Raw genomic sequence first — 12,666 nt, 5'->3', positions numbered from 1 at the left:
AGGCACGATCAATTTTTACAATCTGGACTTATTCACCCGTTGAAATCGCCAAATCAGGTCTCATCCGGTGAAACTTTTTCACCCATCAAGTGAGACCTTTTCTATCGGTCAAACGCCAATTTTCCCGCAGCCAACGTGAAAAAGACACCTAGAGCCGCGGAAATCCAACGTCGCGCGCGCTGATAGAAAATCACCACTGGTGCCGTCGAGAACACCATCGCATATGCTAGGTGACCAATGATCGACAACGCGGTCGCGCTCAGGATCAGTGCCACGCCAAGCCAAAGGGGCGGATTGGGGCCAAGACCGATGGCGACAATCGCAATCCAGTGCAACGCCGCTTTCGGGTTCGACATCTGCACGCTCAACCCGCGCCAGAACAGGTTATCACCCTGCGCGGTCGTCGCCACCAGAGACCCGCCAGGGGTCGCCGCAGACCTGAATGCCTTCCAGGCGAGCCACATGAGATATGCCGCCCCTACGAGTTTCAACGCCAACATCGCGCCCGCATAAGCCGTGATCAGCGCGGAAAGACCCGCAACCGTCATCGTGGCCCAAAGCCCGGACCCGATGCCCACACCGCAGGCAAGCGCCGCCCCCTGCCGTCGGCCCCGCTCCATCGACGTGCCGATGACGGCGAGGATATTGGGGCCGATACTGATAAACCCGAGGCTGAAGATGCCCAGGGCCAGGAATAGGCTGCTCAGATGGTCGCTCATGATCGTCCCCTTATTGCTATTCTGCGCTCAAATCCGATCCGTGGCCAGCTTGTAGGCCGCAAAGACAAAGAAAGTGCCAAGCCCGGCCTCGATCCACCGACGACCGGCACCGTAGGCCCGGCGTACCGGTGCCAGCGACAGGGCCAATGCCCAGGCCGCATGACAGGAAAACGAGATCGCAAAGGCCCCGGCAACAAACAACGCCACGATGCCAAGCCCCGCCCCCTCGACCGCGCCGACGGAGGCGATGGCCAGCCAGAAGGCGATGGCCTTGGGATTGGTCACCTGCAAAAGGTACCCGGTGACGAAATGGCGGATACCGGAGCGGCGACGCGTCTCCACCGGCTGCAACGCGGGCGGATTGAGAGCTTTGCGGAAGGCCCCATAAGCCAGGTACAGCAGGTACGCCGCGCCGATGATGCGCAGCAGGCTCATGGCCCAGGCCGCCTGCGACAGGATCAGGCCGACACCAAGCATGGTCAGCAGGTTGATCGTGAGACTTCCAGTCGCAATGCCCAGCGTGGCCATCATCGCGGGCGCACGCCCCTGGGACGTGGCAACGCCAATCAGCATAGCCACCGATGGCCCCGGCGAGGAGGCGCCCACCAGCAGGATGGCATAAGCGGCAATGAAGCCGGGCAGGAAAGGGGCGAGTTCAGTCATGGTATCCTCCGCGGCGGGTGGCCGGATTGTGATACCGCGATCATAGGGGCACGTAACGGCAAAATGCTTCGATACCGGTCGAACTGTTGTCTTTTTCCGTCAAGGCAGGGCTTTGCGGAGGATCAGCGCGTCAATCCGTCGACCATCCGGGGCACGGTAGTAACCGTTGCGCCGGGCGGCTTCATGGTATCCTGCCCGCCGATAGAGCGCCCGCGCCGGCGCGTTGTCTTCAGCGACTTCGAGGAAGAATGAGGTGGCTCCCTTCGCCACAGCGAGGCTTTCATATCGAAGCAGGCAGGCACGACCCAGTCCCTGCCCCTGCAAATCGGGGTCGGTGGCAATGGTCAGCAATTCCACCTCATCCGCGATGACCCGGCCCACCGCGAATGACCGTGTGCCGCCCACGGAAAAGACATGCGTGTTTTCCAACAGGTCCGCGAATTCCTGCGCCGACCATGCCCGCCCCTGCCCGGCAAAGGCGCGGGCATGCAGATGGGCCATCTCGTCAGGTGTCATCATCCAGCATCACCGGGGCAGTATCCCGCGCAGGTGCGGCATCTGCGGGCTTGAGGTAAAGCGGCGCGGGCGGCGGCAAGTCCTCCTGCCAGCGTTCTGCGGCGATCCGCGCCACGGCCGAGCCAGGGGCGAACTGAGCGGGCGCGACCGAGGCATTCAATTTCGCCGCCACCTCATCCGCCGCTGAGCCAATGCAAACCAACCCGTCCTGCGCCCAGTCATCAGGAATGTCGGCAATCGGCAGGAACTGCGCCGGGATATCAGTCGCGGTCCGATGCCCCTCGACATAGGCCTGCTCCCGCGGCGCGGACAGGCAGCTCAGAACCGGACCAGTACTATTCAACGCCGCCGCTTCCAACAGGCTGACGCCAATCGCGGGGATTTCAAGCGACAGCGCAAGTCCCCGCGCCGCGGAGACTGAAATGCGGATGCCGGTGAAATTTCCCGGGCCGACGCCCACGCCGATGGCATCGAGATCACGCCAAGTCGCACCGCCACGTTCCAGAACTCCCCCGACCAGCGGAAAGAGGGCCTCGCCCTGACCCCGCGCCATGGTCTCGTGCAGATCGGCCAGCACATCGCGCCCGCGTAGCAACACCGCGCTGACATAAGGGCCCGACGTATCGAACCCCAACACCAATGGATGGCTCGTCATGAATCAGACGCCGACGGGGCGCACTTCGGTCACTTCGGGGATGTAATGGCGCAGCAGGTTCTCGATCCCCATCTTCAGCGTGATGGTGGAAGACGGGCAGCCCGCGCAGGCACCCTGCATGTGCAGGTAAACCACGCCACGCTCAAAACCGTGGAAGGTGATGTCGCCGCCATCCTGCGCCACGGCAGGCCGTACGCGGGTATCCAGCAATTCCTTGATCTGACCCACGATTTCAGCATCCTCGCCGGTATGTTCCGCATGGCCCGAAGGCGCGGCGCTGGCGCCGGTCATGATCGGTTTGCCCGATTGGAAATGCTCCATGATCGCGCCGAGGATTGCCGGTTTGACATGATCCCATTCGGTTTCGTCCGACTTGGTCACGGTCACGAAATCATTGCCGAAAAACACGCCGGTAACGCCCTGCACCTTGAAGATGCGCGCGGCAAGTGGCGATTGCTCGGCGCCTTCGGCGGTCGGAAAATCGGCTGTGCCGGTTTCCAGAACAGTCTGGCCGGGCAGGAACTTCAGGGTTGCCGGGTTGGGCGTGGATTCGGTCTGGATAAACATGAGGGAGCCCCTTTTGCGTCTGCCACAGATATGCGCCCGGGGGGCGGTCAAGTCAAGGTTTGGAACGATTCTAAACTGACAACCCCTGTCAGGTAATCGCCTCCAGCCGTTCCTTGCTCAGATCGCCTGGCACGATGGTGATCGGAATCTCGAGCGACCCGGAGTTTTTGGAAAGCTGGGTCACAAGCGGCCCGGGGCCCTTCTTGTCGGTCCCGGCCCCAAGGACCAGAACGCCGATTTCGGGATCGTCCTGCACCTGCGCCATGATTTCCGTGACCGGCACGCCCTCGCGGATCACCAGTTCGGGATCGACGCCCTGCTTGTCGCGCATCCACTTGGCGAAGACCTCGAAATGCGCGTGGATGCTCTCCCGCGCCTCTTCGCGCATGATGTCACCGACGCCGATCCAATGGTTGAACTCCTCGGGCGGGATCACGGCCAGCACCTCGACACCCCCGCCCGTATGGGCCGCGCGCATCGCGGCAAAACGCATCGCGTTCAGACATTCGCGGCTGTCATCCAGAACTACCAGAAACTTGCGCATGGTTCAGGCCCTCCTCATCGACGTGCCATCATGACGGGTATTCCGGCAAGGGGCAAGACGCCTCAGGCGACCGTGACGCCCGCCGCCGCCATCCCGTCTATCGCCGCCGCCAGCGACCCGTCCAAGTCGATCGCGCGGCACAAATCCGTGCGGACGGTGACTGCATAACCGAGCTTCGCCGCATCCACCGCCGAAAAATTGACGCAGAAATCCGTGGCCAGTCCGACCATCGTGAGTGTGTCGATTCCGCGCGTTTGCAGGTAGCCGTGCAGGCCGGTGGGCGTTTCATGATCATTCTCGAAAAACGCCGAATAGCTGTCTATTGCCGGGTTATAGCCCTTGCGCACGATCATATCGGCGCGATCGGTGTTCAGATCGCCATGAAAAGCCGCGCCATCGCTGCCCTGGATGCAGTGATCGGGCCAGAGGACCTGCGTGCCATAGGGCATCTCGACCGTGCCGAAAGGGTCTAGGCCGTCATGCGAAGACGCAAACGACGAATGCCCCGCCGGATGCCAGTCCTGCGTCAGCACCACCGCGTCAAAATCCGCCATCAGCGCGTTGATCCCCGGCACGATCTCATCTCCGCCGGCCACCGCCAATGCCCCGCCGGGACAGAAATCATTTTGCACGTCGATGACGATCAGGGCGTTGGACATGGGCGAAATCTCCTCTTTCCTCCTGCCTACGCGCCTCGGCCCCTCTGCGTCAATCACCCCCCTTGCCCGGCGCGCATCGAAGGCGTAAATCGCCGCCCATGTACACCATCGCCGCACTCTATCATTTCACCCGGTTCGACCAACCGGAGGCCTTGCAGGGGCCATTGCTTGAACTATGCAAGGCGGAGGGGATCAAGGGCATCCTGCTGCTGGCGCAGGAGGGGATCAACGGCACCATCGCCGGACCGCGCGGCGGCATCGACGCGGTGCTGTCCCATATCCGCGCGCTGCCGGGGTGCGAAGGTCTCGAACACAAGGAGAGCACCGCCGAGACGCAACCATTCGGTCGTCTGCGGGTCCGCCTCAAGAAAGAGATCGTCACCATGGGGCAGCCCGACGTCGATCCGGTCGCAAAGGTCGGTCATTACGTCGATCCCACCGATTGGAACGAATTGATCGCCAGCCCCGATGTGGCGGTGATCGACACGCGTAACGACTACGAGGTCGCGATCGGCACGTTCGAGGGCGCCATCGACCCGAAAACCGAGAGCTTTCGGGATTTTCCCGCTTGGTGGGAAGCCAATAAGGATCGGTTTCACAACAAGCGCATCGCGATGTTCTGCACCGGTGGCATCCGGTGCGAGAAATCGACCAACTACCTGCTCGGTCAGGGGGTCGAGGACGTCTATCACCTCAAGGGCGGCATCCTGAAATACCTCGAAGAGGTGCCCGAGGCCAAGAGTAGCTGGAACGGTGAATGTTTCGTCTTTGACGGGCGTGTTTCGGTTGGTCATGGCCTCAAGGAAGGGCCGCATCAGCTCTGCTATGCCTGCCGCCGCCCGATCCTGCCCGCCGACATGAAGCGCGCGGAATATGAACACGGGGTGTCGTGTCATCATTGCGTCGATGAGACATCAGAGGATGACAAGAACCGGTTCCGCGAACGGCAGAAACAAATCGCGCTATCCGAGGCCCGTGGCGAGCGGCACATGACCAACCTGCCCGGCGATTGATCGTCAGACGACCAAAGCGTTTGTCGTGCTTGGCATTAAATCCTCGGAGAATGCCCCTTTTGGAGGAACGAGCCGCGCGATTGCCTGACCGCGGGATGGCGACCCAACATCGGTTGAGCGCAGTTTATCCAACCAAATCCGAAAAACGTCTTCGCGTTGCGCTAGCCTCAACAAATCGCCAGCCCCGGGGGCGGTCTGGCGATCGCGCGGCGGCCCTGCGGGCCTTGATTCCGCGCGAGCAAAGCGCCGAACGCCATGTATTGGCCGCCTCGCCAGATCTGTCTCAGGCCAATGCGGCTGCCCGTGTCCGCGTCCGCATCAGAATGAGCAGCATGATCCCGATATTCAGGAAATTCCACGCGATCCCGTTCAGGAAAGCGAGCCGATAATCGCCGGTCTGATCATAGATCCAGCCAGACATCCAGCCGCCCAGAGCCATGCCGAGGATCGTCATCATCAGGACAAGTCCGACCCGCCGCCCCGCCTCTTCGCTTGGCATGTATTCACGCACCACGACCGCATAGCTCGGCACGATACCGCCCTGCGCCAGCCCGAAAATCGCGCTCACAAGGTAGAGCGAAACGAGGCTACCGGCGGGCAGATAGAGAAAAAGCGACAGGCATTGCAGCGCGGAGCCGATGAGAACGGTCTTCACACCGCCCAGCCAATCGGCAAGGAAGCCCGACACGAGCCGCGAGACCACGCCGCAGATCAGCATCACTGACAACATCTGCCCGCCGATGCCCGCGGTGTATCCCAGATCGACGCAGAAACTGACGATATGGACCTGCGGCATCGACATCGCCACGCAGCATCCCACGCCCGCAAGGCCCAGAAGAAGGGTCAATGTACCGGGCCGGATGCCGGACGCCTGCCGCCGCGTCTCGGAAATCTCGTCGGATCGCGCCCGCGCGGCAAGCGGCACCTTGCGCCGCAGGATCAGCGCCAGCGGGATCATCCCGAGAAGCGTCACCGTCGCCAGCACCCAGTAGACCGCGCGCCATCCGTGATCCTCCAGCACCCCCGACAGGATCAACGGCCAGATCGCGCCCGAGAGGTAATTGCCGCTGGCGGTGATCGCCACCGCGATGCCGCGCCTGCGCAGGAACCATTGCGAGACATCCGCCATGAGCGGCCCGAACCCAGCCGCCGCACCGAACCCGATGACAAACTGCGTCAGCGACAGGACCCAGACCGACCCCGCCAAGGCCGCCAATACGAAACCCGACCCCAGAACGACCCCTGCCCCGATGATCGCGCGCGTCGCACCCAGCCCGTCGACCATCCGCCCGATCGCGAGGTTGCCGAGCGCAAACCCGATCATCGTCAGCGTGTAGGGAAGCGACACATCCCCCCGGCTGATCCCGAATTCCGCCTGCACCGCGGGCATGATCAGCACCATGACCCAGATCCCGGCGCTGCAGATCACAGCGATCAGCAGCGACACGGCAAGCCGCGCCCAGGCATATTGGCTGTCAAGAATATCGGCAGTGTCGGTCATCCGGCGACGTTAGGATGCAAGCCGGTGACTGTATAGCTGAAAGGTGTTTCAATCGTGTAATTACGCGGCCTTGGAAGGGCGCCGACGGATCATTCATCCGCCGCGGAAAAGCCCGCGCGCCCGATGCTCTCATAAGCCTCGAACCCGGCTCGGCGCGCATCCTTCGGCGAATAGATGTTCCGCAGATCGGCCAGCCGAGGCGTCTTCATCTTCTTGACCAGCCGCTTGAGGTCCAGCGCCCGGAACTCGTTCCATTCCGTCAGAATGACCAGAAGATCGGCGTTGTTCGCGCATTTATAGGGATCGGCCTGCCAACTCACCCCGGGCAAGAGCGCCTCACCCTCGTGTTTGCCCTGCGGATCGGTCACTCGCACCTTGGCCCCACCGCCGACCAGCGCCGGGATCACCGTCAGGCTGGGGGCATCGCGCATATCGTCGGTATTGGGCTTGAAGGTAACGCCAAGTACGCCGATGAGCTTGCCGTTGAACGATCCGTCACAGAGGTCGAGCAGCTTGTCGATCATCCGCCGCTTGATCTCTTCGTTGACCCCGATCACCGTCTCGGTGATTTGCATCGGCAGCCCGTGATCCTGCCCGATCCGCGCCAAAGCCTTGGTATCCTTGGGAAAACAGCTTCCGCCATAGCCGGGGCCCGCATGCAGAAACTTGTTGCCGATTCGCCCATCGAGCCCCATCCCGTGGCTGACCTGCTTCACATCCGCGCCGGTGCGTTCACAAAGCGCGGCAATTTCGTTGATGAAGGTGATCTTGGTCGCCAGGAAGGCATTGGCGGCGTATTTGATCATCTCCGCGCTCTCCAGCCCGGTTGTGATGATCGGGAAATCCCGCAGGTAAAGCGGCCTGTAGATCTCGGCCATGACCTCGGCGGCGCGGTCCGTCTGAACGCCGACCACCACGCGATCGGGTTTCATGAAATCATCAATCGCCGCCCCTTCACGCAGAAATTCCGGGTTGCTCGCCACATCGAAATCAAGATCCGGATTGGCCTTCTTGACCGCCTGTTTGACCTGCCGGTTCGTGCCGACAGGGACGGTCGATTTGGTCACGATCACCACGTAGTTGCGGGCGAGCGACGCGATCTCTTCGGCCGCTGCCATGACATAGGTAAGATCCGCATGCCCGTCGCCGCGTCGCGTGGGGGTCCCCACGGCGATAAAGACCGCCTCGGCACCATCGATCGAACTGGCCAGATCCGTCGTGAAGGTCAGCCGCCCGGCCTCCACATTCTTGGCCATCAGCGCCTCAAGCCCCGGCTCGAAAATCGGCACTTCACCCCGCTCAAGCATGGCAATCTTGTCTGGGTCCTTGTCGACACACACCACGTCATGGCCGAAATCGGAAAAACACACGCCGGACACAAGGCCCACATATCCGGTCCCAATCATCGCGATTTTCATTCGCCTGTCCTTATCTGCTCTGCCAAAGTTCTGCGGCAGCCCCGGTTGCAAGTCAATCAATCGCGGCCTCGCTACCGCAAATGCACCCGCACCCGTCACCCCGGCGTCACGCAAGGGGCTTGGCGGCACCGTCTGCGCGCGGTATCACCCGGCGCAACCCTCTAATCGCGAGACGCCGCATATGACCGACCCCAAGACGCCACGAGAGATTGCACAGGATGTCCTGAACATCGAAGGCGCGGCACTGGCGCAGATGCGCGATGGCCTGTCCGATGGATTCGACGACGTGGTCGAGGCATTGCTCAAGGTCAAAGGCCGGGTGATCGTGTCGGGCATGGGCAAGTCCGGCCATATCGCCGCCAAGATCGCCGCAACCATGGCCAGCACCGGCACACCTGCACAAAGTGTGCACCCCGGCGAGGCCAGCCATGGAGATCTCGGCATGATCACCTCCGACGATGCGGTGATCCTGATCTCCAATTCGGGCGAGACCCGCGAGTTAGCGGATGTGATCGCGCATACCCGCCGCTTCGGCATTGCCCTGATCGCGATCACCAAGAAAGCCAGAAGCACCCTGGCCAAACAGGCCGATCACCTGTTGCTTCTGCCGGACGCGCCAGAGGCTTGCGGCATCGGCATGGCGCCGACGACGTCGACAACCTGTACCATCGCCCTGGGCGATGCGATCGCCGTTGCCCTGATGAAATTGCGTGGGTTTGAAAAGGAAAACTATCTCGTCTTCCATCCGGGCGGCACATTAGGTGCCCAGCTTCTCAAGGTGAGCGCGGTCATGCATACCGGGGACGACCTGCCCATCGTGCATGAGACCACCCCGATGGGCGACACCTTGATCGAAATGACCGCCAAGGGGTTCGGCGTCGCCGCCGTGGTCGAAAATGCCCGCCTGACCGGGGTCATCACCGATGGCGATTTGCGGCGCAACATGGATGGGCTGATGACACAAACTGCGGGTGAGGTCGCCACGCGGACGCCGATGACCACCTCGCCGGACACCCTCCTGGTCGAGGCGCTTGGCATCATGAACGCCAACAGCCGCACCACCCTGCTGGTGACCGACGACGATCATCACCTGGTCGGCCTCGTCCATATCCACGACGCGCTGCGTGCGGGCGTGGCATAGCCGCCAGCCACGAAGCACCAATCCGAGGAAGCAGCGCGGAGCGCGAATGACGAGATATAGGGCGTGCGCGCAAGCGCACTCCTTTCAGGAACCGCCCGCTAAGCGATCACCTGATCGAAAGCACCCCTCAGCAGATCCCATTTACCCGCCAGGGAATAATGGTGATTTCCGATGAAAAGCCCATTTTTATCAATATCTTCCGCATTCACCAGCGTTCCGTGAATGACATGATCCATATGGTTTTTGACCACGTCATTCTTGGCAAAGTTCCCGGTCACAATGGGCCGGCATTCGACACCATGATCGCCCAACGCCCGGATAAGCGCCGCGCGGTCAAATCCCGCGTCCGGCTGCACCACCATGGAAAATCCGAACCAACTGCTTTCGCCGATTTCCTGCTGGATGCGCAGCTGCGGATAGCCCTGCATCAGCGCCTTGAAGGCCTCGGCATTCTTGCGCCTTTCCCCCACGATCATCGGCAGTTTCGCGATCTGTTCCTGCCCGATGGCCCCGCTCATCTCCAGCGGGCGCAGGTTATAGCCCGGCAGCACGAACTTGAACGATTCCTCGAACGCATCATCGCTCTTCTCGCCGGTCACATGGTTCACTTTCGGCAGGTGCCGGGTCCAGCCATGGGAGCGGACCGACAGCATGATGTGGTGCAACTCCTCGTCATCGGTTACCACCAACCCGCCTTCCATCGTCGCGATATGGTGCGAAAAGAATGACGAATAACTGCCCGCGATGCCGAATGTCCCCGCCTGTCGCCCCTGATAGGTGGCACCGAGCGATTCACAATTATCCTCGATCACAAGGATATCGCGATCCCCAATGATTTTCTCGATCCGGTCAAACGCATTGGGGTTGCCCAGAAGGTTCACCACCATGATTGCGCGCGTCTCGGGGCCGATTGCGTCTTCCAAGGCATCCAGGTCGTAATTGAGCGTATTTGGGTCGATATCCACGAATTTCTGCCGCAACCCGTATTGATGCAGCGGATAATAGGTGGTCGACCAACTGACCGCCGGCACGATCACCTCCGCCCCCTCGGGCAAGGCATGTTTTGAATGATACCTGAGCGCCGCGACGATGATCAGGTTCGCGGACGACCCGGAATTGACCATGACGCAGTATTTGCTGCCCATGGCTTCGGCAAATTGTTCCTCAAAGGCTGCGACCTCCTTTCCCATCGAGAACATGCCCGACTTCACCACCCGGTCGATGGCGGCGTATTCGCGCGCGTCCCAGCTTGTCGTGGCCAGCGGAAACCCCTGTTCGCTCATGCGCTTGCCCCCTCCAACTCCAGAAAATGCGCATAGGTCTGCGCGATCCCGTCTTGCAGTGTTGTCTTAGGTGACCAGCCAAAACCGGCCTGTCGATCAACGGCCATAAGCTTTTGCTTCATGCCGGTCGGGCGGGTGAGATCATGGGTGAAACTACCTTGCCAGCCGATCACCTCCGCCGCGATCTCATAATACTCGTTGATCGAATGATCCTGCCCCGGCCCGATATTCATGCAACCGGGCAGAGCGTCGAAATGCGCCACCCCGTGCCAGACTCCGTCGGCTAGGTCGCCTGAGAACATGAATTCGCGCCGCGCGGTGCCATCCCCCCAGATTTCCACCGTCGCGGCGCCCGCCTGTTTCGCCTCATGCACCTTGCGGATAATCGCCGGGACGAGGTGTGAAACCTCCGGGTCGAACTTGTCATGCAACCCGTAAAGGTTGCAGGGAATCAATGTCTTGTAGGAGAATCCCTCGGCCCGAGAGACAAAATCGCAGAGCCGTGCGACGGACAGCTTTGCCAACCCATAGCCCTCATTGGTGGGCTCCAACTCGCCCTTGCCCAGGCTCTCCTCCTGCAGTGGGTTTGGCGCATCATGCGGATACATGCAGCTTGACCCAAGGTTCAGCAGCCGCCCGACACCCGCCGCCTGCGCCGCGCGGATGATGTTGAACCCCATATCCATATTGTCGGCCAGAAATGCCGCCGGGTCGGCCATGTTGGCCTGTATTCCGCCCACGCGACCGGCGGCGTGGATCACCATGTCGGGGGCCGTCTCGGCAATGGCCGTCATGACCGCCGCGCGGTCGGTCAGGTCCAGATCAGCACTCGTCGGCGCCACGATCTGATGCGCCGCCGCACCGGGGTGTTCCTGAATGGCACGGCCGACCATGCCGCGCCCGCCGGTCAGGAAAATCTTCATGACGCCTCGGCGCGTTGTTGTGCCTCGGCTTCGGCCAGGTCGGAGGTGACCATTTCCTGCACCAGCTCATCAAAGCTCGTTTCCGGCTCCCAGCCCAGTTGCTGCCGCGCCTTGCTGGCATCGCCCAGCAGGGTTTCAACCTCGGCAGGGCGGAAATATTGCGGATCGACCTTCACGACCACGCGGCCCTCGGCATCGCGCGCGACCTCGTCTACGCCCTCGCCTTCGAATGTCAGCTGCATATCGAGCGCCTCAGCAGCACGGGACACGAAATCACGCACCGAGTATTGCTGCCCGGTGGCAATTACGTAATCCTCGGGCCGCTCCTGTTGCAGCATGAGCCACATCATCTGCACATAGTCGCGCGCATGGCCCCAGTCCCGCTTGGCGTCCATGTTGCCCAGCAAAAGTTCGTCCTGCATCCCGAGCTTGATCCGCGCCAGTGCCCGCGTGATCTTGCGGGTCACAAAGGTTTCGCCCCGGATCGGGCTTTCGTGGTTAAAGAGGATGCCGTTGCAGGCATACATGCCATAGGCTTCGCGGTAGTTCACGGTGATCCAATAGGCATAAAGCTTGGCCACGGCATAGGGCGAGCGGGGGTAGAACGGCGTTGTCTCCCGCTGCGGCGTTTCCTGCACCAATCCGTAGAGTTCCGAGGTCGAAGCCTGGTAGAACCGCGTGTTTTCGCCCATCCCAAGGAACCGGATCGCTTCGAGCAGGCGCAGCGCGCCCATCGCATCGGAATTGGCGGTGTATTCGGGCTCTTCGAAACTCACGGCAACATGGCTTTGCGCGGCGAGGTTATAGACCTCATCAGGCCTGGTTTTTTGCAGGATATGGGTCAGCGACGAGCTGTCGGTCATGTCGCCGTGATGCAGTTGAAACTGCCCGGATTTCCCCGGCTCTCCTTCAAAGAGGTGGTCAATACGGGCGGTGTTGAAAAGCGACGTGCGCCGTTTGATCCCGTGCACCTGGTAGCCCTTTTCAAGCAGAAATTCGGCCAGATAAGCCCCATCCTGCCCGGTCACCCCCGTAATGAGCGCGGTTTTCACCATTTTTTGCCT

14 protein-coding genes are annotated in these 12,666 nt (G+C 61.5%); 2 read left to right on the top strand and 12 right to left on the bottom strand.

Translation table 11 applies throughout. The features are described 5' to 3' along the window. Positions 1–101: 101 nt before the first annotated feature. The 7 genes from RBB29_RS14460 to pncA all read right to left on the bottom strand — a co-directional run bounded on the left by RBB29_RS14460 (position 102) and on the right by pncA (position 4,323). Positions 102–719, bottom strand: a complete 618-nt coding sequence (locus tag RBB29_RS14460) for a LysE family translocator (RefSeq protein WP_306114594.1) — start codon at positions 717–719, stop codon at positions 102–104. Between the two features lie 27 nt (positions 720–746). Then, positions 747–1,382 (bottom strand): LysE family translocator, encoded by a 636-nt coding sequence (locus RBB29_RS14455; protein ID WP_306114595.1) that lies wholly within the window; start codon positions 1,380–1,382, stop codon positions 747–749. 99 nt (positions 1,383–1,481) lie between these two features. Beyond that, complete coding sequence (locus tag RBB29_RS14450; RefSeq protein ID WP_371931504.1) at positions 1,482–1,901, bottom strand: GNAT family N-acetyltransferase; 420 nt, start codon at positions 1,899–1,901, stop codon at positions 1,482–1,484. Then, positions 1,888–2,553 (bottom strand): tRNA (adenosine(37)-N6)-threonylcarbamoyltransferase complex dimerization subunit type 1 TsaB, encoded by a 666-nt coding sequence (gene tsaB, locus RBB29_RS14445; RefSeq protein ID WP_306114596.1) that lies wholly within the window; start codon positions 2,551–2,553, stop codon positions 1,888–1,890. Before tsaB ends, RBB29_RS14450 begins: the two co-directional genes overlap by 14 nt. 3 nt (positions 2,554–2,556) lie before the next feature. Further along, complete coding sequence (locus tag RBB29_RS14440; RefSeq protein ID WP_306114597.1) at positions 2,557–3,120, bottom strand: NifU family protein; 564 nt, start codon at positions 3,118–3,120, stop codon at positions 2,557–2,559. A gap of 88 nt (positions 3,121–3,208) precedes the next feature. Next, on the bottom strand, positions 3,209–3,664 hold the full coding sequence (locus RBB29_RS14435) for a universal stress protein (protein WP_306114598.1): 456 nt from the start codon (positions 3,662–3,664) through the stop codon (positions 3,209–3,211). Positions 3,665–3,726: 62 nt separating this feature from the next. Further along, on the bottom strand, positions 3,727–4,323 hold the full coding sequence (gene pncA / locus RBB29_RS14430; RefSeq protein ID WP_306114599.1) for a bifunctional nicotinamidase/pyrazinamidase: 597 nt from the start codon (positions 4,321–4,323) through the stop codon (positions 3,727–3,729). Between the two features lie 98 nt (positions 4,324–4,421). Between pncA and RBB29_RS14425 the strand changes: the two genes are divergently transcribed. Further along, the gene (locus RBB29_RS14425; RefSeq protein WP_306114600.1) at positions 4,422–5,336 is read left to right on the top strand and encodes a rhodanese-related sulfurtransferase; all 915 of its coding nucleotides are present in this window, start codon (positions 4,422–4,424) and stop codon (positions 5,334–5,336) included. Between the two features lie 283 nt (positions 5,337–5,619). Here RBB29_RS14425 and RBB29_RS14420 read toward each other — a convergent pair whose 3' ends face one another. Both RBB29_RS14420 and RBB29_RS14415 read right to left on the bottom strand, forming a co-directional pair. Continuing rightward, positions 5,620–6,837 (bottom strand): CynX/NimT family MFS transporter, encoded by a 1,218-nt coding sequence (locus tag RBB29_RS14420; RefSeq protein ID WP_306114601.1) that lies wholly within the window; start codon positions 6,835–6,837, stop codon positions 5,620–5,622. A gap of 89 nt (positions 6,838–6,926) precedes the next feature. Then, complete coding sequence (locus RBB29_RS14415; protein ID WP_306114602.1) at positions 6,927–8,255, bottom strand: UDP-glucose/GDP-mannose dehydrogenase family protein; 1,329 nt, start codon at positions 8,253–8,255, stop codon at positions 6,927–6,929. 181 nt (positions 8,256–8,436) lie between these two features. Here RBB29_RS14415 and RBB29_RS14410 point away from each other — a divergent pair, with 181 nt between their 5' ends. Next, positions 8,437–9,396, top strand: a complete 960-nt coding sequence (locus RBB29_RS14410; protein ID WP_306114603.1) for an SIS domain-containing protein — start codon at positions 8,437–8,439, stop codon at positions 9,394–9,396. A 98-nt stretch (positions 9,397–9,494) separates the two neighbouring features. On the opposite strand, the gene RBB29_RS14405 is transcribed toward RBB29_RS14410, so the two are convergent. The 3 genes from RBB29_RS14405 to gmd are packed head-to-tail and all read right to left on the bottom strand — an operon-like array spanning position 9,495 to position 12,657. Then, positions 9,495–10,679, bottom strand: a complete 1,185-nt coding sequence (locus RBB29_RS14405) for a DegT/DnrJ/EryC1/StrS aminotransferase family protein (RefSeq protein WP_306114604.1) — start codon at positions 10,677–10,679, stop codon at positions 9,495–9,497. Beyond that, positions 10,676–11,602 (bottom strand): GDP-L-fucose synthase, encoded by a 927-nt coding sequence (locus tag RBB29_RS14400; protein WP_306114605.1) that lies wholly within the window; start codon positions 11,600–11,602, stop codon positions 10,676–10,678. The genes RBB29_RS14405 and RBB29_RS14400 overlap by 4 nt, the downstream gene beginning before the upstream one ends. Further along, entirely contained in the window at positions 11,599–12,657 is a 1,059-nt protein-coding gene (gmd, locus tag RBB29_RS14395) for a GDP-mannose 4,6-dehydratase (RefSeq protein ID WP_306114606.1), read from the bottom strand. The genes RBB29_RS14400 and gmd overlap by 4 nt, the downstream gene beginning before the upstream one ends. Positions 12,658–12,666: the final 9 nt, after the last annotated feature.

The organism is Roseovarius sp. MMSF_3359 (genome assembly GCF_030733385.1).
Taxonomy (GTDB): domain Bacteria; phylum Pseudomonadota; class Alphaproteobacteria; order Rhodobacterales; family Rhodobacteraceae; genus Roseovarius.
Note: the sequence above shows the minus strand (reverse complement) of the source record. Positions and strands in the feature narration are given on the sequence as shown.

Excerpts from the sequence above, each read along its gene's own strand:
- RBB29_RS14460 (WP_306114594.1), bottom strand. The coding sequence starts at position 719 with ATGAGCGACCATCTGAGCAGCCTATTCCTGGCCCTGGGCATCTTCAGC.
- RBB29_RS14455 (WP_306114595.1), bottom strand. The coding sequence starts at position 1,382 with ATGACTGAACTCGCCCCTTTCCTGCCCGGCTTCATTGCCGCTTATGCC.
- RBB29_RS14450 (WP_371931504.1), bottom strand. The coding sequence starts at position 1,901 with ATGATGACACCTGACGAGATGGCCCATCTGCATGCCCGCGCCTTTGCC.
- tsaB (WP_306114596.1), bottom strand. The coding sequence starts at position 2,553 with ATGACGAGCCATCCATTGGTGTTGGGGTTCGATACGTCGGGCCCTTAT.
- RBB29_RS14440 (WP_306114597.1), bottom strand. The coding sequence starts at position 3,120 with ATGTTTATCCAGACCGAATCCACGCCCAACCCGGCAACCCTGAAGTTC.
- RBB29_RS14435 (WP_306114598.1), bottom strand. The coding sequence starts at position 3,664 with ATGCGCAAGTTTCTGGTAGTTCTGGATGACAGCCGCGAATGTCTGAAC.
- pncA (WP_306114599.1), bottom strand. The coding sequence starts at position 4,323 with ATGTCCAACGCCCTGATCGTCATCGACGTGCAAAATGATTTCTGTCCC.
- RBB29_RS14425 (WP_306114600.1), top strand. The coding sequence starts at position 4,422 with ATGTACACCATCGCCGCACTCTATCATTTCACCCGGTTCGACCAACCG.
- RBB29_RS14420 (WP_306114601.1), bottom strand. The coding sequence starts at position 6,837 with ATGACCGACACTGCCGATATTCTTGACAGCCAATATGCCTGGGCGCGG.
- RBB29_RS14415 (WP_306114602.1), bottom strand. The coding sequence starts at position 8,255 with ATGAAAATCGCGATGATTGGGACCGGATATGTGGGCCTTGTGTCCGGC.
- RBB29_RS14410 (WP_306114603.1), top strand. The coding sequence starts at position 8,437 with ATGACCGACCCCAAGACGCCACGAGAGATTGCACAGGATGTCCTGAAC.
- RBB29_RS14405 (WP_306114604.1), bottom strand. The coding sequence starts at position 10,679 with ATGAGCGAACAGGGGTTTCCGCTGGCCACGACAAGCTGGGACGCGCGC.
- RBB29_RS14400 (WP_306114605.1), bottom strand. The coding sequence starts at position 11,602 with ATGAAGATTTTCCTGACCGGCGGGCGCGGCATGGTCGGCCGTGCCATT.
- gmd (WP_306114606.1), bottom strand. The coding sequence starts at position 12,657 with ATGGTGAAAACCGCGCTCATTACGGGGGTGACCGGGCAGGATGGGGCT.